Source organism: Micromonospora sp. NPDC005806, assembly GCF_042871425.1.
GTDB lineage: Bacteria > Actinomycetota > Actinomycetes > Mycobacteriales > Micromonosporaceae > Micromonospora.
On record NZ_JBIAIL010000063.1, the window covers coordinates 1 to 18,741 of the forward strand.

15 protein-coding genes and 2 pseudogenes are annotated in these 18,741 nt (G+C 68.9%); 7 read left to right on the forward strand and 10 right to left on the reverse strand.

Annotated features, from left to right (window positions below; all coding sequences use genetic code 11):
* A partial coding sequence (locus ACFYOS_RS34255; protein WP_387150781.1) for a zinc ribbon domain-containing protein occupies positions 1–945 on the reverse strand: 945 nt, incomplete at its 3' end.
* Between the two features lie 827 nt (positions 946–1,772).
* Entirely contained in the window at positions 1,773–2,099 is a 327-nt protein-coding gene (locus tag ACFYOS_RS34260) for a hypothetical protein (RefSeq protein ID WP_387150783.1), read from the reverse strand.
* Positions 2,100–2,737: 638 nt separating this feature from the next.
* On the opposite strand from ACFYOS_RS34260, the gene ACFYOS_RS34265 reads away from it, so the two are divergent.
* The 4 genes and pseudogenes from ACFYOS_RS34265 to ACFYOS_RS34280 form a co-directional block, all read left to right on the forward strand.
* Entirely contained in the window at positions 2,738–3,391 is a 654-nt protein-coding gene (locus ACFYOS_RS34265; RefSeq protein WP_387150842.1) for a TetR/AcrR family transcriptional regulator, read from the forward strand.
* A 93-nt stretch (positions 3,392–3,484) separates the two neighbouring features.
* Positions 3,485–3,736 (forward strand): annotated as a pseudogene (locus ACFYOS_RS34270) (hypothetical protein); the annotation flags it as partial.
* A 64-nt stretch (positions 3,737–3,800) separates the two neighbouring features.
* Positions 3,801–4,733, forward strand: a complete 933-nt coding sequence (locus ACFYOS_RS34275; RefSeq protein WP_387150786.1) for an NAD-dependent epimerase/dehydratase family protein — start codon at positions 3,801–3,803, stop codon at positions 4,731–4,733.
* 245 nt (positions 4,734–4,978) lie between these two features.
* Positions 4,979–5,277, forward strand: a pseudogene (locus ACFYOS_RS34280) (transposase); the annotation flags it as partial.
* Between the two features lie 79 nt (positions 5,278–5,356).
* Here the strand turns inward: ACFYOS_RS34280 and ACFYOS_RS34285 are convergent.
* From ACFYOS_RS34285 to ACFYOS_RS34300, 4 genes are all read right to left on the reverse strand, one after another.
* The gene (locus ACFYOS_RS34285; RefSeq protein WP_387150788.1) at positions 5,357–6,538 is read right to left on the reverse strand and encodes an amidohydrolase family protein; all 1,182 of its coding nucleotides are present in this window, start codon (positions 6,536–6,538) and stop codon (positions 5,357–5,359) included.
* A 179-nt stretch (positions 6,539–6,717) separates the two neighbouring features.
* Positions 6,718–8,211 (reverse strand): PepSY-associated TM helix domain-containing protein, encoded by a 1,494-nt coding sequence (locus tag ACFYOS_RS34290; protein ID WP_387150791.1) that lies wholly within the window; start codon positions 8,209–8,211, stop codon positions 6,718–6,720.
* A gap of 288 nt (positions 8,212–8,499) precedes the next feature.
* Positions 8,500–10,476: a multicopper oxidase family protein gene (locus tag ACFYOS_RS34295; protein ID WP_387150794.1), complete on the reverse strand. Its 1,977-nt coding sequence runs from the start codon at positions 10,474–10,476 to the stop codon at positions 8,500–8,502.
* The gene (locus ACFYOS_RS34300) at positions 10,469–10,996 is read right to left on the reverse strand and encodes a quercetin 2,3-dioxygenase (protein WP_387150797.1); all 528 of its coding nucleotides are present in this window, start codon (positions 10,994–10,996) and stop codon (positions 10,469–10,471) included. The genes ACFYOS_RS34295 and ACFYOS_RS34300 overlap by 8 nt, the downstream gene beginning before the upstream one ends.
* 185 nt (positions 10,997–11,181) lie before the next feature.
* Here ACFYOS_RS34300 and ACFYOS_RS34305 point away from each other — a divergent pair, with 185 nt between their 5' ends.
* From ACFYOS_RS34305 to ACFYOS_RS34315, 3 genes are all read left to right on the forward strand, one after another.
* On the forward strand, positions 11,182–11,313 hold the full coding sequence (locus ACFYOS_RS34305) for a LysR family transcriptional regulator (RefSeq protein ID WP_387150846.1): 132 nt from the start codon (positions 11,182–11,184) through the stop codon (positions 11,311–11,313).
* Positions 11,314–12,091: 778 nt separating this feature from the next.
* Complete coding sequence (locus ACFYOS_RS34310; RefSeq protein ID WP_387150800.1) at positions 12,092–12,934, forward strand: alpha/beta fold hydrolase; 843 nt, start codon at positions 12,092–12,094, stop codon at positions 12,932–12,934.
* Positions 12,935–13,304: 370 nt separating this feature from the next.
* Positions 13,305–14,096, forward strand: a complete 792-nt coding sequence (locus ACFYOS_RS34315; protein WP_387150803.1) for a hypothetical protein — start codon at positions 13,305–13,307, stop codon at positions 14,094–14,096.
* Positions 14,097–14,462: 366 nt separating this feature from the next.
* Here the strand turns inward: ACFYOS_RS34315 and ACFYOS_RS34320 are convergent, their stop codons facing one another.
* The 4 genes from ACFYOS_RS34320 to ACFYOS_RS34335 form a co-directional block, all read right to left on the reverse strand.
* Positions 14,463–14,864 carry a GntR family transcriptional regulator gene (locus ACFYOS_RS34320; RefSeq protein WP_387150806.1) on the reverse strand — a complete coding sequence of 134 codons (402 nt, stop codon included), beginning with the start codon at positions 14,862–14,864 and terminating at the stop codon, positions 14,463–14,465.
* A 330-nt stretch (positions 14,865–15,194) separates the two neighbouring features.
* Positions 15,195–16,973 (reverse strand): FtsX-like permease family protein, encoded by a 1,779-nt coding sequence (locus tag ACFYOS_RS34325; RefSeq protein ID WP_387150809.1) that lies wholly within the window; start codon positions 16,971–16,973, stop codon positions 15,195–15,197.
* A 1-nt stretch (position 16,974) separates the two neighbouring features.
* Positions 16,975–17,709: an ABC transporter ATP-binding protein gene (locus ACFYOS_RS34330; protein ID WP_387150812.1), complete on the reverse strand. Its 735-nt coding sequence runs from the start codon at positions 17,707–17,709 to the stop codon at positions 16,975–16,977.
* Between the two features lie 43 nt (positions 17,710–17,752).
* Positions 17,753–18,292, reverse strand: a complete 540-nt coding sequence (locus ACFYOS_RS34335; protein WP_387150815.1) for a PadR family transcriptional regulator — start codon at positions 18,290–18,292, stop codon at positions 17,753–17,755.
* Between the last annotated feature and the right edge of the window lie 449 nt (positions 18,293–18,741).

Below are 18,741 nucleotides of genomic sequence, written 5' to 3' on the forward strand. Positions count from 1 at the left end.
GCGCACCCCGCCACGACGTCGGCAAAACCCTCCACCGCGCCCGCACCCAAGCCGACCAGCAAAAACGCAAAGGTTAAAAAACAAGCTAGTGCGGTGTCCACTAACGTTCACCGGGTGTCCAGTGGTTGTGGTGGATCCTCGCCGTGTGGGCGAGCGACTCCCCACCGGGTGGTGGGGCGGGCCTCCGCGGGCCAACTGATCCTCGCGCCGCCCGGTGTGGGCGGCGGGGGTCACGTCGGGACTGGCCGGCACCGGGCAGGTGCCGTCCGGCTCGACGGTGCGTGACCACCTCCGGCACCACGACAGGTGGTGTGGGGGTGGTGGGTCCGCCGCCCGGGGTGCGGGTGGCGATGGTGGCGGCCGCGACGAGGTCGCGGTGCCCGGAAAAGCGCAGTGGGGGCAGGTCAGGGTCCGGCCGCGTGGTTTCGGGATGCGTCGGTGGCAGGTGGGGCAGGTGGAGGAGGTGCCGCGTTCGTCGACGAGGTGGACGGTGATGCCGGCCAGGACAGCCTTGTCGGTGAGGATTTGTAGGAGGCGGCCGATCTGCCACTGCCGTAGCCGCAGGTTGTGCCGCCGCCCGGCGTCTATGTCGAGCACGCCGCGGGGGTCACCGACGTGCAGCACGCCGACCCGCTGCGCTACTGCCCAGGAGACAACCTGGCGGGCGGCTTCGTGCTGGGCCTGCCGGACCCTGCGCCGGTGCCGGCCCTCCACCAGCCGCGTGCGACGGCGGTGTTTGCGCCATCGTCGTGATCCCCGCTGGCCTGGCTTTGGGGCGCGGCGTGAGACGGCGCGGCGGCGGGCTTTCGTGTCGGCCAGGTGCATGCGGTGCTCGGCCCGGATCGCCCGCCCCGACACCAGCAAGCCCGCAGCGTCCGGGCCGGCCACCGCGTACGGGTGGATGATCCCGACATCCACGCCGGCCACCCGGGCCCGGTCCCTCACCGGGCGGGTAGGACGCGACCGGGACTTCGGCGGTCACGTCCAGGAACAGCCGACCACCCTCACACAGCAGGGTGATCGAGCGGACCTGCTCGACCGGATACGGAAGAGCGCGCGCCAACCGCACCCACAAAGGCGACGTGCCTCTCGCGGTCGGGATCCGCACCCGAGCACCGTCGAGGGCGAACGTGCTGTGATACCAGCGCACCGGCACCAACCCGCGCCGCCGGCGCGGAAACCGCGCCGACACCTCGCCTGCCTTGCGGCGTTTCGCCGCAGCGAACCAGGCGTCGGAGAACCGCCGCAACACCGACCGAGCCCCCGTGCTGTCCAGTTCGCTGAAGGTGCCCGGCCCCGAGGCCGCCAACTCCCGACACAGCTCCTGATAGCCCACCAACGGAGCCGCCTGACGGCGCCACCGCCACGAGTTGATCTCCAGCAGGCATGCCCAGACGTCACCGGCTGAGCGCAGCAGCCCAAACACCGCCGCCGCTGCCCGGACGTTACCCGCAGCGCTACACGTGCGGTGCGGTGCACCACGCGGGGCGCAGTGGGATCGCGACGACGAGGCATAACCCCACCCAACACCACCGGTACGACAAACTCTCCGGCAGCCAACCCGGCGTTGTACGCATGTGCTGTACGGCGACCAGGTCGAGACCGGGCTCTGACCCCCGGGGGAGCCCGGTACAGCCCGCCGACGGGCGAGGTTCCGTGCCGGGCGACGCTAGCGGTCGTCTGTTGCGCGCCGTTCTTCACAGCCATCCGCACCCGATTTCGAGGTCCGCGACACGATATCCGGCAGCCATCAGGAGCATCCGCAAGCAGGTCTACGCATACGCCGCGCCGTGGACGAACCGGTCCGGACGCCGACGAACGAGGCCAGAAACGAGAGCCAGCGGACCGGGGTCAACGACGACGGTGACCTCCGGGGTGATCGTCGGCAGCCAGGCCGCCAGTGCTGGGCCGTTGGACGGGTAGGCCCGGCTGTAACCGGAGACGTACACGACGCCGCCGGGGCGCAGGTCGACCCGGGCCAGGTCCGCCGGCCCGAGCCACGCCTCCGCGCCGACGCTCGTGGCGAACGTGCGCTCTCTGGCCGGGTTGATCAGCGCGACGCTGAACCCGGTGTCGACATCCGGTGCAGCCAGCTGCACCGAGTTCGACGCCGGCCTGGGTCACATTCTCGCGGGCCAGGTCGGCGAAAGGCCCGACGCCGTGCATCCCGGCGTACGCCACGGGCCAGTCCCTGGCGTGCGTCGCTCACCATGACGTTGAGCCCGCCTCCGGCGGTGATCCGGCTGCCGGACGCGCACGTCCCCGTCGACCTCCGGCAGCCACGGCAGGTACATCACCACGTCGATGACGACGTCACCGGTGTGCACCAGCCGGGGCGGCCGCGCGCTCCCCGTGCCCCCACGGTTCGGTCGCCCGGCATTCCCCTCGGGCAGGGCGGACCCGATTCACCTCGCCGCGCCGCTGCGCCGGGTGCTCATCGCGGCGACCAGCAGGTACAGGGCACCGGCGACAACGAAGGCCGCGACCCAACCGAGTGGGCAGCCGCCCGCCGACGACTCTCGCCTCGACCAGCCGTGCCGCGATGGCAACCCACCATTCCATAGGGTGTCGGCAAGGAGGGGTCGCGACCCCGTTGGGGCCGAGTGCATCAGGAGCGTTCGCCTCGTATGCTGGTTAACCCTGGGTGGGAGTGGGCGGAGGCTGGCCCATCGTTGAGGTTGTCGACGATGGCTGGGCGTGGGGCGGCCCGCCCGGCAAAGAATGGGGCGGGGCCGGGATGGTCGAGAGTCAGAAGCAGGGGCGACCTGTTCGGACGAGGGCACCGCAAGTTGATCTCACCGACTCTGAGATTCTTCAACGAGGGCTGGACGCTTTCTCCGAATTAGGATACGAGGGTGCTTCGGTGCGTGAGCTCGCCAAGCGTCTCGGAGTTAGTCACAATTTCATCAACGATCGCTTCGGTTCGAAAATCAACTTCTGGCGAGCGGTGGTCGACCATGCATTGGAAGACCTACAGCAGCCGATTGCCGTCGCCATCGCGGCCGATGTGGACGACTGTGAGAAGCTTGAGATGGTCGTCAAGACGTTCTACTCCATCGCCGTGAAGGTTCCGCAGATGAACCGGATCATAGCTGCGGAGTTTGTGCTCAACTCGGAACGCGTGGACTATATATACAGCAAGTACACGGCTCCATTTCTAGAACGGGTCGAGCCGATTGCCAAGCGACTAATGGAGTCGGGGCGGATGCCGAGAATCTCCATGGACATCCTGTTCACCGTGCTCAGTGGCCCCGCGCTGGCCCTGACCCAGGGCGAGATCGCCCGTCGTCTCGGTCGTGCACCGCATCCATCTGTCGCAGGCTGGGAGCAGTTGACCGAATCTCTGGTCGAAGTGGTCCTCCGAGGATTGCTCCCAGCGCAGCCGCGATGAGCTGTTCACCTCTAGGCTGAGACACGCTCGAAGCCGGCGGTCGCACGCGCCGTCAACGGCCCCCACCGGCCATCGTCTTCGAGGCGGCCGACGTGGTCCGCCACCTCGTGGAGCGAGCTGCCCCGCGACGCTCTGGAACGTGACGCGGCGCAGCTCAAGGGCGAGGACCGGATGCCTTACGTCACCCGGGTGCTGGACGGCGCCCCCGGCCCGGTGCTCGCCGTAAGCGACTGGATGCGGGCGGTCCCGGACCAGATCAGCCAGTGGGTGCCGCAGGACTGGCACTCGATCGGCACGGACGGGTTCGGCCTCTCCGACACCCGCGAGGCCGTCCGTCGCCACTTCGTGTCGATCATGGGAGCCGGATGATGGCGGCGATGAGCTACCTCGTTCCAGCAAGGAGGCGGCAGTGCGGATTTTCGTCGCGGGGGGAACAGGGGTCTTGGATCGGCCCGTCGTCGAGGCGTTGGTGGATCGGGGCCACGAGGTCACGGCCAGCACTCACCGGAGTGAGAATTTCTCGGTCGTGGAGGCGCTCGGGGCGCGGCCGGCCTTGATGGACGGGCTGGACGACGCTGCGGTGCGTGAGGCGATCCTCGATGCCGAGCCGGAGGTGATCATCAACCAGATCACGGCGCTTTCCGCGCCGTCTCGTGACTACGCGAAGTGGCTGGAGGTGACCAACGGGCTGCGGAGCGAGGGAACGAAGGCGCTGATGGCGGCGGCTCGCGAGGCTGGCACCCGTCGGGTTGTTGCGCAGAGCGCCAGCTTCATGACCCAGCCGGTCGGATCTGGGCCCACGGACGAGTCGGCGCCGCTGTATCTGGACGCCCCGGAGCCGATCCGAAGCCACATACAGGCGAACATCGCGGCCGAGACGCTGGTGTTGGGCACACCGGGGATCGAAGGCGTCGTCCTTCGATACGGTTTTCTCTACGGTGAAGGCACCGCGATCGGGCCGGGTGGCGAATGGGCAACAGCGGTCGAGTCCGGCGACGTGCCGATTGTCGGCGGGGGCGCCGGCCGGTATCCGTTTGTTCACGTCCGCGACGCGGTGTCGGCTGCCGTGCACGCGGTCGATAGGGGAAGCCCCGGTATCTACAGCGTGGTGGCCGACGAGCCCGCCTCCCAGGCTGAGTGGCTACCGTACCTGGCTGAAATCCTGCATGCCCCTCCGCCGCGGCGCGTCTCTGAGGAGGACGCCGAGGAACAGATCGGCGTTCAGGCCGTGTACTACGGCACCCAGCTCCGCGCGGCCAGCAACGCCAAGGCCAAGTCCGTGTTGGGGCTGACCCTGGAGTACCCGTCATGGCGGCAGGGATTCCGAGAGCTGTTCAGTTGATCGCCTTGTGGGGTGGGCCGGGAACCCGGTTCGGGGTCGGCGCAGGGAGAGGAAGGTGGGCGCTGGAGTCAATGAGCCCGCCACTTCCGGCTCGGTGGCCACCGGACAGCTCCACATGCCGATGACCGCCGAACGAGTGTCTCAACCGCTGCCGATCTTGTAGTGATGGGGCGTTGACGATGTGCCGGTGGTGCGTCGCGGTGAGCTGACGGATGAGGCGTGGGCGGTGATCGCGCCGTTGTTGCCGGAGCCGGCTGCTGATCGCCGACACGGGCTACGCACGCGACTCCACCCGCCGAGCACTACGGCAACGCGGGATCCGCCACGTCATCCCCGAACGATCGGACCAGGTCGCCCGCCGCGCCGCCAAGGGCAGCGCCGGCAGGCGACCCCAACCGTCGACCGGGCGACCTACAGGAAGCGCAATGTCGTGGAACACTGCTTCACCCGGCTCAAGAAGTGGCGACCTGGCCACCCGATACGCCAACGCGCATCCCTCTACCGGGCCAGCCGCGTCCCCAACGCCTCTGGGCAGAACACCTAGCCGGACTGTCACGCACTTCGTGAGACTGATTCGTCGCGGGCCGTAGCTCCTCCCACTGATGTGGCCGTCCGGAGGTGGCCTATCGGATCCGGACGCCGGCTCGGAAGACAGCTTGGACGTTGAGGAGCGCAGCGGGATCTTCCGTGGGGTTGCCGTGTACAGCCAGGAGGTCGGCATCGGCGCCGACTGTGATCTGTCCCTTCCGGCCGTCGACTCCGCATGCTGCGGCCGCGCGGCTCGTCACGGAGGCAAGCGCGTCGAGGGGCGAGATCCCCAACTCAGCCAGGTGAGATACGCCATACGGGAGCACGTCATGCGGCTTGAAGGGCCCGATGCCGGCATCGGAGCCGACCACCACCTTGGCGCCGAGTTTAAGCAGGTCACGCCAGGCACCGAACATCACGTTCGTCTGCGATGTCATGGTCGGGTGGTTCGGGAGGGGCGCGCGGGGGTCGCGTCCTACCGTCAGACTGACGAAGCTGTCACTCTGGGCAACGGCGGCGAGCACGTCCGGGTCAGGGTTGCCTCCATTGGCTGTCAGGAAGGACACGTGCTCAACAGAGTCGACACCGGCCTCCACCGCGTCCTTGATCGCCGCAACACCGTGCGCGTGGGCAGCCACCGGGAGACCGAGCCGGTGCGCTTCCTCGACGACCACGCGGAGGTCGGCAAGCGTGTACTGCGAGTCGTATGGTGACACCGACCGGGGCGTCATGTTGCCGCCGCTCGCCATGATCTTGATGACCGCGCAGCCGCGCGCGTGCCGCTCACGCACAGCCGCGCGCAGGGCTTCGGTGCCCTCGACCTCGCCACCGAAGAAGTGGCAGTGGCCGCCAGGCGTGGTCAGTGGAGGACCAGCCGCGAGGATCTCCGGCCCAAGCTCAGGCTGCTGCTTGAACTCGTCGGCGAGCGTCAGTGCGAGGTAGCTCCGGTCGCCGAGGTCCCTCACGGTGGTGATCCCGGCTCGCAGCGCCGAGTGAGCTGCCGTCCGCATTTGCGTCAGCAGCTCGGCATCGTCGGTCTCGATGAGCGCGGCAACGGGATCCGGGCCCGCGTTGAAGGCGAGGTGGACATGAGTGTCGATGAGGCCCGGCAGGAGGCAGCTCTGCGGGCCGAGGTCGAGAACGTCCCCGCTGCCCGTCGGTACGGCGCCCGTGCGGTCCACGCTGACGATCTTGCCGTCCGTTACCTGGACCGTGGTGGGCCCCGACACGTCGAAGCCGTCGAACATTGAAGCAGCGCGAATGGCGTAGGAATTCACAATCAATCTTTCTGACTCGGAAGGGTGTGTCTGACGGTTAAGGGCGAAGACAGCCGCAGTCACGGCGTGAGGGGCGCGTCTTGTGCTTGTCGACGAAGTCCAGCTGCTCGCACGCGCGCCCCTCCACGTCGGACATGCCGGAGGGCAGCGGGCGGCCGGACTGAGCTTCGGCTTCGGCGCTACGTGGCGCGAGCACGCCGGACGAGCCCGGCTGTCAGGTCCACCACGAGGAACCCGAGAAGGGTGATGCCCAGGACGGGCAGCGCCCAGCCGAGTGCGACGACGGCCGGGACGCCGAGGATCAGCACGGGCAGGGGCAGCTGTCGCCACGTCCCCCGTGCCGGGGCCCGGCCGAACGGCGCGGTATGGTCCTCCAGCGTCGGACGGCGCTGCCACCACATCCGGTAGCCCCAGAGGATGACGAGGACCAGACCGAGCGCGACGACCGCCAACACGATCTGATTGGCGATCCCGAACAGCAGTCCCCTGTGGCCCTGGACGCCGAGCTTGCTGAGCTTGGCCAGGACCGGGTAGTCGGCCCAGCGGCTGCGCGAGGTTACCGCTCCCTGCACTGGATCGACGGCGACCTGGTCGTAGTGCACCGGCCAGGTGTCGTCGTCCTGGGCCACTGTCCAGGCGCTGGCCAGGTCGGCGGGCGGTGTCAGGACCACCCCGCCGGCCAGTCCCGCGTTCCGGGCTGCCGCGAGGACCACGTCGAAGTCGGCGGGGTACGCCGACCCGGCGACCTTTCCGCCGCCATGCCCGGCGTGCCCCTCGTGCCCGTCGCCGGTTGCCGCAGCCGCGCCGGGTAGCGCGGTGACCAGCTCCGGTGCGTGGCCCTTCGCCGCGTCCAGCAGTTGCCCGAACCGGTCACCCGCGTAGCGGGACCAGGTCAGGCCGGTGGCGCTGAGGAAGAGCAGGCCGGCCGCGAGCCACACACCCAGAGCAGCGTGCCGGCTGCGGGTGCGCCGAATACCTCGGGCGGAACGGCCGGGCAGCAGGACCCCGCGCACTGACGCGGCTCGCTGTCCGCGGGCGCGGCCGAGCCAGAGCACGAGACCTCCCGCGACGATCACCCACAGCCAGCTCGCCGCGACCTCGGAATACAGCCGGCCGGCCGCACCGAGATGCAGATTGCGGTGCAGGTCGTCGAGCCACGTGGCGAGCGGCGTCGAACGCCCCTGTGTGGTGAGTTCCCCCTTCACCTCGGCGGTGTAGGGGTCGACGAACAGCGTGCGCTGCTTGTCGCCGAACTCCGGCAGCGACAGCACCAGCCGCGTGGTGTCCTCGGGGCCGGAAGGGGTGATCACCGAGGCGAGCGTGCCCTCCGGGTGGGCGGCCCTTGCCACGGCTATCTGCGCCGCCAGCGTGCGCGGCTCACCAGAGGTCCGTTCGACGGTCAGCAGGTCGCCGTAGACGAGACGGTCGAGCTGCGGCGTGAAGGTGTAGGCGAGCCCGGTCAGGGCGGCTACGAGCAGGAAGGGGGCGACGAACACCCCGGCGTAGAAGTGCAGTCGTAGGAGCAGTGCCCGTACGCCCCGCCGCGACCGGCCCGGCTGTGCAGTGGCGGCCCCGGGGGCATGTGGCGCCCTGACAGCCCGGGCGCCCTCCGGCGCAGCTGTGGCGGCCTCGTCGTGGTCGTTTTCGGGCGTTTGCTGTTCTGTGGAAGACATCTGTGCATTCCCAAGCGGCACCCGGCGTCTGGGACGCGGATTCGAGTGAAGTCGGCAGGTCGGTTCGCCGGTACGGCGTGAAAGGGCAGCGGCCGGAGCGACATGCGGACCCGCTGGAAGGACGACGTGGTCCGGAACACTGCGCCCCTGCGTACGTCCGAGGGCTGGCAGGCCCGATCCGGCGTGGTTGTGCGGCCGTCCGCTCCGCCGACACGCTGCGCCGGCCACGGTTGGATCCGCCGTCACGCCGGCCTCGCGCTCCCCGTCGCGAGGCCGGCGCGTGAGCGGCTAGTGATGCGTGCCGTGGTGCGTCCCCGTCATGCGGTGCGTGCCCGTTGCGCCGTTCATCGCGAGGATCATGCTGTGGATCTCGTGGACCGCCGGTGGCATGACCACGAATGGCCGCATCATGCCCTCGTCCTCGTGGTCGAGGATGTGGCAGTGGTACATGACCCTGCCGCTCTGCTTCGCTAGCTGTCCGACGACCGTCACGATGGTGTTGGCGTTGACGGTGATGGTGTCCTTCCAGCCGGACTCCTCTGGGGCGACCGGCACGGGCGCGCCGAGGGTGATGGGTCGCTCGGTCTGTCCCGCGGCGAAGTTCATGCCGCTGGCGTCGATCGCGCGCCGGTCCACGACCTGGAAGTTCATCAGGTGGATGTGCATCGGATGGTAGATGGGCAGGCCAGCGGGAGCGACGCTGATGAAGTGCCACTTCTCCCAGGTGCCGGACGCCGCGAAGAAGGTGGTGGCGTCCTCGAACACGGTAGCCGTCCGGCGGAGGGTCCTCGTCCCACCGGGCATCTCGACGGTCACGATCCCGTCGCCGGGTTCCGTGTCCTCCGGGACCTCCTGCATCTCCCAGATCTGCGGCATCGCACCGGCATTGTCGAGGCTCAGCACGACGAAGCGCTCAACGGCGTCGCCGGGGACGTCAGCAGCGGTGACCTTCCGGAACGAGGGCGACAACGTTGCCGGAAGCGTGTACAGCGCGCGCCGCTGCTTCTCGACACGGAACTGCATGACCTGCGGGAACGGAATGAGGAAGTCGGGCAGTGCCGCTCCGGGGGTCTGGCCCGGAATGGTGTTGACGAGCTTGAGCTTCTTGCCGGGGAAGGCCGCGAAGTCGATCACGATATCGGCGCGTTCCGCAGGGGATAGCGACAGAGCCTCGTCGATCGTCTGCGGCTTGCCGATCAGGCCCATATCGGTGCCGACGAGCTTCATGGCGCCCCGTACGACCTGGCCGGTCTCCTCGTCGACCACGGCCAGCCGATAGACGCGGACGCCCGAGACGTTCACCAGCCGGAATCGGTAGGCGTGGGCCTCCACGTCCAGATACGGCCACACCACACCGTTGACCATGGTGAACGGGGCCAGGCCGGCGAGGGCCGGCGGCATCGATCCCGGCGTCAGTTCCACATTGTTGCCGATGATCCGCTTGGCCAGGATCCGCCCGTTCAGGCGCCCCTGCGCGTCGGTGTCGAAGTTGACCTCCTGGATCGCGAGGGGGATCTCGTAGTTGCCGGTGGGCAGGTTGAGCTGGTCCTCCTCCGCGTCGCGCACCACGTAGTTGCCGATCAGGCCGGCCGCCACATTCAGCGAGGTCACCGCCATGGCGTGATCGTGGTAGAAGAGGTGTGTCGCAGCCTGGTCGTTGGCGTACTCGGCCAACTGCGCGTTCCCGGGGCTGACTGCTAGATCCGCTGCCCCGTCGTTGATGGCGTTCTGGTGGCCGCCATGCAGGTGGACCGTGGTCCAAGCGGTGAGCTTGTCGACCTCGGGCCGCGGCAACCCACCCGATGATCCCGGGCGGTTGTAGGGCAGGAGGCCAGGTCCAGGGCCATCCGGGCGCACCCACACGGCCTTGACGGGCGTGGCGCCCTTCAGTTTATTGTTCCACGCGATGCGGACCCGCTGGCCGCGGCGTACCTCGATGGTCGGGCCGGGGAAGTGGCCTCCGTAGGTCCACAGGCGGGTGGGCGGCATCTGGGAGTGCAGACGGATGTACGACTCGACGAGGTCGATCTCCGTGGTCCCCGAAGGCCGCAGCGTCGGCGGAACCCGCAGCGGGTCCCTGAAGGGTGTCAGCGCGGTGAACGTCGGCTCGCCGACACCTTCCAGCCCCTCGGCCGCCTGCGCCTCACGCTGGAAAGGACCGGTCGAGCTGAGGATGCCGACACCGGCCGCGGCGACGGCAGCGGCGCTGACGCCCGCCATGCCCAGGACGGTCCGCCTGTTGATGGTTGACACGACGTCACTCACTTTCCGGGAGAATGTCGGTGTCCCCATCGAGGCGATTTGCGATTTCACCGGCCTTCGCAAAGCGTTCCAAGTCCCACAGCGGCACGGGCGTGCCGGGGATGGGGTCGTCACCGGCCTGAATGAAGGCCTCCTCCAGGCCGCCGGGGGTGAACAAGAAGAGCAGCTTGGTGGTGTGGAAGCTCTTGTTCTTGAAACGGTGTCGGATCCCCGGTGGGACGTAGATGAAGTCGCCCGATCGAGCGACGATCTTCTCGTCGCCGTTCAGGAATTCAAGCTCCCCGTCGAGCACGTAGAAGGCCTCGCTGGCCTGGTTGTGCACATGGGCCACCGGACCGGCGCCGGGGGGTACGGAAGCCTCGATGAACCCGAGCCTGCCATCGGTGTTCTTCCCGTGGGCCTTGACCGTGTAGACGTCACCGGCAACCCATTTGGTGATGCCCTCGCCGGCCGGAACGTAGATGACCCCGCGCTTCGTCCAGCGCGGGTCGTCGGAGTCGATTTGTGGCAAGGGAAGGCTCATGGGGTGGGACCTCCTGAACGATTACGAACGAGCCGGAGGTCCCCAACGTGGAGACCCCCCGGCGCCGTCTGACAGCTGTCAGACTACCGGCGTTGGCCTGACAGTCGTCAAGCTATGATCGTCTGGTGTTCGAGACTCGCGTCACATCAGGACCTCGACGAGGTGGTCCGGGCGGGTCGTACTCGGTGGCGGCGCAGGCCCTGGGATACACCCAACCCGCGATCACCCAGCAGACGAAGGCCTTGGAGCACGAGGTCGGCGTGTCGCGTCGATGGCGAGGAACGGCTCGCCGTTGGTCCACAACCGGCCGGCAATGAACCATGATCCACGCACTGACCCAGTATCACCTCAGAGGAGACTGACCGGTGGCCGCGAGGGGTCCGCGAGGGCCGTCTCCTGCGTCACCAGCGCGGACGCGACTGCTGGAGCTGCGGCCGTGGAATCAGGACCGGGGGAGCGGGGTGGGAGCGGCCGGGTGCGCTGAACGGCAGTCAAAGCGCAACGGCGCCGAAACAGCTCTTAACAGCACTCGCCCCGACCTGCGGTCTTCCGTTTCTGCAGGTCGGAGGCGGCGGTGCGGCGTCCTGGTTCACACCGAAGAGGTCACTGGTTCGATCCCAGTATCGCCCACCATGAATAAGACAAGCTCAAGGCCCCTCGATCGAGGGGCCTTGACTCGTATCAGGGGATCCGGGGCAGCAGCAAGGCGTCAGGCAGCGAGGCAGCGAGAAGGCAGCGCGAGCCCCGATGCGGGTTGGCCACGAACGTCAAACGACGACGGCCGGCACCTGCTCGTTGACGCGGGTCGTCACCAGCTGGCAGCAGCCCATAGCTTCGGTCCGCATCCCCCCGACGGGGGTCGTCCCTATCTGCGGTGTGGAACCGCTTCCCGCTCGGTGGTGAACTCGGCCGACCACTCGACGCCCTCACGATCCAGACCGCGGAGGCCGGGACCGATGAGGTCGCGCGGCCTGGCTGGTCTACCTCGTGTCTACAGCGAGACGAGGATAAGACCGGAGTGATGGGCGTCGACCACCTACCAGCGGCGAACTCGCTATCGGGAGAGATCAGCTGATGATGCGAAAGGAGCTCCCAATGCGGATCAACGTCAACGACGTTGAGCTTTGCGTCGAGACCTTCGGTGACCCGGGGGACCCGCCGGTGCTGCTCATCGGCGTCACCATGTTGAGCTGGCCGGACGAACTGTGTGCGGCGCTGACCGGGCGCTATGTGGTGCGTTATGACCTGCGAGATGCGGGCCAGTCGACGTTCGTCGATCCTGACGCGCCCGCGTACGACCTGCGTGATCTGGTGACCGACGCGGCGGAGCTGCTGGTGGCACTGGAGTTGAGGGGTACGCACGTGGTCGGGCTCGGCGTCGGCGGCTTCATCGCGCAACTGCTTGCGCTGGACCATCCTGACCAGGTCGCGTCGCTGACGCTGATCTCCACCCGGCCCGTCGCTCCTGGTCCGGTGGATCCCGACCTGCCCGACCACGCGCCGGAGATAATGGCGGAGCTGTTCGGCCGTCCGAAGCCGGACTGGACCGATCGTGACAGCGTCATCGATTACATGGCCGGGGCCGCAAGGCTGATGTCAGGCACGCGAGGATTCGACGAGGCGGACGCACGCATCGGTGCCGGGCTCGTCTTCGACCGGGCGGGACGGACGGCGAAGGCGCAGCGTGCCAGTCACCTGGGTAGCATGTTCGCCGCCGTCGACTGCCGGCCGCGGTGGCGTGAGCGGTTGGGCAAGATTGCCGTGCCGACGCTGGTGGTGCATGGCGACGAGGATCCATTCTTCCCGTACGGGAACGGCGTGGCGCTGGCCGAGGAGATCCCCGGCGCCGCACTGCTCACGTTGCGCGGCATCGGTCAGGGCCTGCCACGGACGGCTTGGCCGGTGGCGGTGGACGCACTCCTGCGGCACACATCCTGAGCCGGCTTGCCGCGCCATGGCGGCGCTCCGGCAACCGGCCGAGTGGCAGCAGGGCTGACGGCGCAGATCTCGCCCCGGGTCGCGCCCATTACCGTGCGGACGACGCTGCTGCCTGCCGGCCAGTCTGCCACTCGTGGCATCTCCCTGTTGCTGTCGGCAGCAACGCTGACAGCAACGACGCCGGACGGCGGCGCGCTGACGGGCGCAGGCGCGGACGAGGCTCCTAGCGTGCAGCCGTTGCCGGACGCGTGTGGACGCGACGCACTGAGCTTGTAAGCGAGATGTTGGCCAGCCTCGACGACCGGTCGGTGCATTCCTGAGTCGTGTGACTCGCGGTGGCACGCCACAATCAGGAGCGGAGGTGGTAGCTGTGTCCAAGCGCACGAAGTCGCCTCCTCGCGGCTGGCAGTTCTGGCGCCGAGCGTTCTGGGCACGGCCAGCGCTGCTCGTGCTCTACGGCTTGCTGGCGGGCGTGCTCGGGATGTTGGCGCTGGCTGACGTGCCAGACGGTCTCCGCGACGCGGTCGCGATGCGGCGAGCGGCGGAGTGCCACGCGTTCAGTGTGCGTGCGGTGCCCCGTGTTGATCCGCCGAAAGGATGTCTCGAGCGGGTCCCGGTCACCTTGTCCGGCCCCTGGTACAGCCCTGGCCCTGGCAGTAAGTGGCACCTGCTGGTGGAGCAGGACGGTCGTCTTGGGTTCTATGCCGACGCCGACCTACCCACCTCGGGCAGCCGCAGACTGACTGATAATCAAGAGGCGGAGGCGTTGCTCTGGGAGGGAACTCCGGTTGCAGTTGAACTGCCGTCTGGCGGTCGGGTCGAGACCGAGGACTGGGGCCACCGCGGCTGGCTGCAGATGCTGTTCCTCGGGATGTTCGCCGCCTCCGGCCTGCCCATGCTCCTCGAGGCCGCCCGCCTCAAACACCGAATGGCCAACGGTTGGTGGTCGGTCAGCGGGGAGAAGGCGGGACTGATGGGCTTGAGTCCGCTGATGGGTGTGGCCTGTCTGCTGGCGGTCCCGTCGGTGCTCAGCCTCATGCCGCTGATGCTCGGTCTGCGGCTGTCATGGGTGGTCGTTGTCGCCGTTCTCAGCCTCGCCCTCACTGTCTTCGCCATCAAGAAGAGCGCAGGAGCAGCGCGTGGTCCAGCCAGCGACGGTTGATCCGTGAGCAGGATCGCTCCGTCGCTCACCGCCGCCCCGTCCGGGGCCTGAGTCGACTCGCTCCCTCATCGTCGACGGTGCGCCGAGGCCGCCAACCTTATGAGAGCGGCCGACGAGTACGACGAGATCCGGACTATCGCGGAATGATCACCGCCTGGGCGACCAGCCATCCGGGATCTGTGCAGCTCGCGGAGCTTGAACGCGTATCGGCGCTAGCTCCTTCCTGAACCATGTGCCGCGGATACGGTTCAACCCAAGCAGCCAACTGGGCAGCCAAGCCCGAGAACGGCGACGGACAACGGCGGACCGTATCGCCGGTCGGCACCACGACGACCATCAAGCCGCGACAAACTCGTAATGAGCTGGTCAGCGGCCGACGCGGATCCGGTCGGCTGGGTACAGCTCTCGGGAGCCATCGGCGCGGAACACCACCAGGACCGGAACGCCTTCGCCGATGTCCAGTTCCCGCCGCTCGGCTGCGGTGGGCATCCGGGCGGAGGCGGTGTCGCCCTTGGGAAGGGTGACCGTCTCGATTGGCTCCATGCTGCGGACGAAGGGGCCGCGAGGCGGTTCCACGATCACGAGGCCGTCCGAGCGGAGTAGCGCTATCGCCTGGCGGACACTCGTTCGACTCAGCCCATACTCCTGAGCCAGCCGAAGCTCGCTAGGCAGCGACGCGCCCGGCGCGAGATCGCCGGACGTGATCCGGTCCCGCAGTAGGTCCGCGAGCTGCCGGAACACTGCTCGATCCGCGCTGGGGTCGATCACGAGTGTGACGCTACGTATCCAACAGCTCTACGGCTTGTTGTATCTACAGCCCTACGTCGTTACGGCGAATGCCACATGCGGCGGTCGGATGACCAGTTGAGGCCTGGCCGCCGTGCCGCCTGCCCGAGGGAGGCCCGGTGCGGCGCGTCTCGTACGAGGAGTACCTGCTTGCCGTCGCCATGACCCTCGCGCGCCGACATCGGCCGGTCTGGTCCTGGCGCCGCTGACAGCGAACCTGCCGTTGCGGAGCCGACCTGCCGTGCCGTGCCCGACACCGGCGGTTCCGCTCGTCGTGGTGCCGTGAGCCGGCTGTAGGCCGTTGGCGGCCGGTCAGGTTGGTGTGGACTGGAGGGCGTCGGCGACCGGGCGTCGGGTGGCGGTCAGGGCGGGGATGGCGGTGAGTGCGGCGACGGTGAGCAGGACCGTGAGTGCCAGGGCGAGCATCCAGGAGGCGGGCGCGTACTGCTGGTCGCCCGGACTGGCGACCAGATATAGCCCGATCCCGGCCGGGACCCCGAGGGCGACGCCGGGTATCGCGGGAAGGAGCTGCGCCACCACCATGCCCGCGGTTACCTGTGCGGGTGTGGCGCCGAGTGTGCGGGCGACGGCCAGGGGGTCGCGGGCGTCGAGGACTGCGGTCCAGGTGCTCACGATGGCGTTGATGAGCGCGAGGACGCACAGTACGACGATGACGAGGAGCATGGCCTGGAGGGTTCGCGTGCCCTGGGGGTTGGCCAGCTCCGATTCGCCGAGCTTGACCTGCCGGTCCTGCGTCAGGCCCATGAGCAAGGCCGCCAGCGCGGTCGTGGTGATCAGGGTGTTCACCATGACGAGGCGGGCGCGGCGGGGGCGGCGGGCGTTGACGCGTACCCCGATCAGCAGGGCCGTGGGCATTCGGCGGGACACCCAGACGCGCCACCCGCGGCGTCGGGGTGGCGTGGCGGCGTCGGCCAGCGCGTGGACGGTGTCGGTGGTGGCGGCGCGTAGCACGGGTGCCAGCGTCGCCGCGGCGGCGATGGCGAGGGCGAGGACGGTGGCGGCGAGCACGGCGCGCAGTGCGGGCGGGTGGGTGCCGGTGGAGCCGAGGAGCCCGGCGCCGGGGTTGGTCAGTGCGGGTGCGGCGAGCCAGCCGGCGGCCAGGCCGGTGCCGGCGGCGGCGAGCCCGATGACGAGGTATTCGGCGAGGTGGACGGCGGCGATCATGGCTGGTCCGGCGCCGACGGCCTTGAGGAGTCCTACCCGTCGGCGTTGGTCGACGACGCGGCCGGCGACGATGTTGGCGACGCTGGCCACCGCAAGGGAGGTGAGCAGCCAGCTGCCGACCAGCAGGGCCAGGCGCGCCTGTTTGACGAGCTTGCCGTCCGCGTCGGCGATCCCTATCCAGCTGGTGTATTCGATCCCGTCCATGCTCATGTGGTCAAACGAGGTGCTGGCCCGCGGGTCCGCGTATCTCAGGTTCAGCGTGTACGACAACGGCCGCGCGCCGACCAGCGCGCCGATCTGGCTACGGTCGACCCATACCAGACCGGCGTTTTCAGTCAGGGGGCTGCCCGCATCGGCGCGCCAGTCGGCGCGCGGGTAGACGGCCCTGGCGGCGGTGACCGCGGTCCCGACCACCCGCAGCGGGTGGCCGTTGATGTCGACTGTGTCGCCGATGTGTACGCCGAGGGCGTTGGCGAAGGTGGGTTCGATGACCACGCTGCCGGGGCGCACCCAGCCGCCGGCGGTCACTGCGGGCCGGTCGAGCGCGGCCGGGGAGTTGTCCCGGCCCTGGACGACTGCGGGCACGATCTTGCCGCGTGCGGTCAGCATCAGAAAGGCGATCGGGTACGGCCCGCTGTGCGCGGTGACGCCGGGCGCGGTGGCCAGCGGCGCGAGGGCGGCCAGAGCCTCCGGGCCCGTCGCTCCCGGCATCGCCACCACGTCCGGGCCCGCGGTCGCGGTCCGGGTCCGCTCATACGGTTGGGCGAGAGCATTGTTCAGGGCGAGGCCGAGGGTCAGCGTGCCGGTCGCGGCGCTGATGGCGAGCAGCAGCAGTACGGTTTCGGTGCGCCGCCGGCGCAGGTCCCGCATCAGCAGTCGACATGCGAGTAGCAGACGGCCGGCCACCTCAGCGCCACCCGCCATAGACCGCGCCGGCACCGGCGTTGGTGCCGGCGAGCCGGTTGTCGTCGGCGAACGCCCCGTCCCGCATGGAGATCATCCGGTCGGCGACCGCGGCGATGCGCGCGTCATGGGTGACCACCACCAGCGTCTGCCCCGCGAGGCGCAGCTCCTCGAACAACCGCAGCACCTCCAGGGTGGCGGCGCTGTCCAGGTTCCCAGTGGGCTCGTCGGCCAGCACGACCAGCGGCTCGTTGCTCAACGCGCGGGCGATCGCGACCCGCTGCCGCTGTCCGCCGGACAACGCCGACGGCAGGTGCTTGGCGCGATCGGCGAGCCCGACCCGGTCCAGCAGGTGCATGGCACGTTGCCGGGCCCGGCGGGGAGACTGCCCGGCCAGCAACGCGGCCAGCTCGACGTTCTCCACCGCGGTCAGCTCGTCCATGAGGTGAAACGACTGGAAGACGAAGCCGATGTGATGCCGCCGCAGCCGGGCCAAGGCGCGCTCGCTCATGACGTCGATCCGGTGCTCGGCCAGCCATATCTCGCCGTCGGTGGGGCGTTGCAGCCCGCCCAGCAGATGCAACAGGGTCGACTTGCCGCAGCCACTGGGACCCATGATCGCCAGCGTCTGCCCCGCAGGCACCTCCAGGTCGACCTCGTCGACCGCGCGGACCAGTGCGCTTCCCCGGCCGTACCACCTGGTCACCCCGCGCGCCCGGAGCAGCACCGACCCGGTCATGCGACACCACCGGGCATGCCCTCGCGGCCCTCGCTCCACTCGGTCATCGGTTCCCCTTCTGTGCAGTCCGGTCGCGTTCGGTCCACATCCGCTCGCACGCTTCCAGCCACTCCAGGTCGGCCCGTAGCCGCAGCACGACCCCTTCCAACAACAGCCCGACGACCGGATCCACCGACCGCTCCAACGCAGCCCGCTGGGCATCTCGCAGCCGGCGCAGCAGCTCTCGTCGCTGCGCATCGACCAGGGCCACCGGATCGGCCAGTCGCGCAGCAGCGGCGGCCACCAGCTTGAGATGGAACTCGCTGAGGTCCGGCTTCGGCCAACTCACCTCGGCCAGCCACGCGGCAACCCGCTGCTGCCCCGCCGGAGTCAACGCGTACACCCGCCGGTCCGGCCGGTCCGGCAGTCCCTCGGCCCGCTCCGACGTCACCAGCCCCGCCTTGGCCAGCCGGGACAGCGTCACGTAGATCTGCCCGGCGTTCATCGCCTCGCCGAGCGGGCCGAGCGCACCACGTATCCGGCTGCGCAGCTCGTAGCCGTACGCCGGCTCCTTCGCCAGCATGGCCAGCACCACGTCCTGCACCCAGCACACCTCCGTAGATCAACTATAGATAACCGCTATCCATACTGCTGTCAATCAGAGGGGGTGGGGCGCAGCAGACAGAGCCGGCCGCCTACCCCAATGGTGGTTCTGCGCCGATGCGCTAGAGGCGGGGAGGATCCGCCCCACCGGTGGTGAGTCCCTGACGGTGGGGCGGTCGGTGGCCGGTACGGCTCAGCGCAGGCCGGCGGCGACGAGTTGATTGCCCTCTGGTAGGGCGGGCAGCGCCCGACCGAGGGCCACTGACCTTTGCCGGGAATGTGGGGGGCTGGTCGCTGTGGTGATTGGGGCCCTGGTCGTGGATGCCCAACACGGTGCCCGGACACAGTGAAGGGCCCTCAGAAACGTTCTGAGGGCCCTTCACGGGTGGGTTAGCCGAGTTGCGGATACCCCGGCCCCTTGTGCGCCTGGCTCAGTGCTCGCCCATGGTT

Bases quoted from the DNA above. Each gene is read 5' to 3' on its own strand.
- ACFYOS_RS34265 (WP_387150842.1), top strand. From the start codon at position 2,738: ATGGTCGAGAGTCAGAAGCAGGGGCGACCTGTTCGGACGAGGGCACCG.
- ACFYOS_RS34290 (WP_387150791.1), bottom strand. From the start codon at position 8,211: ATGTCTTCCACAGAACAGCAAACGCCCGAAAACGACCACGACGAGGCC.
- ACFYOS_RS34300 (WP_387150797.1), bottom strand. From the start codon at position 10,996: ATGAGCCTTCCCTTGCCACAAATCGACTCCGACGACCCGCGCTGGACG.
- ACFYOS_RS34310 (WP_387150800.1), top strand. From the start codon at position 12,092: ATGCGGATCAACGTCAACGACGTTGAGCTTTGCGTCGAGACCTTCGGT.
- ACFYOS_RS34330 (WP_387150812.1), bottom strand. From the start codon at position 17,709: ATGACCGGGTCGGTGCTGCTCCGGGCGCGCGGGGTGACCAGGTGGTAC.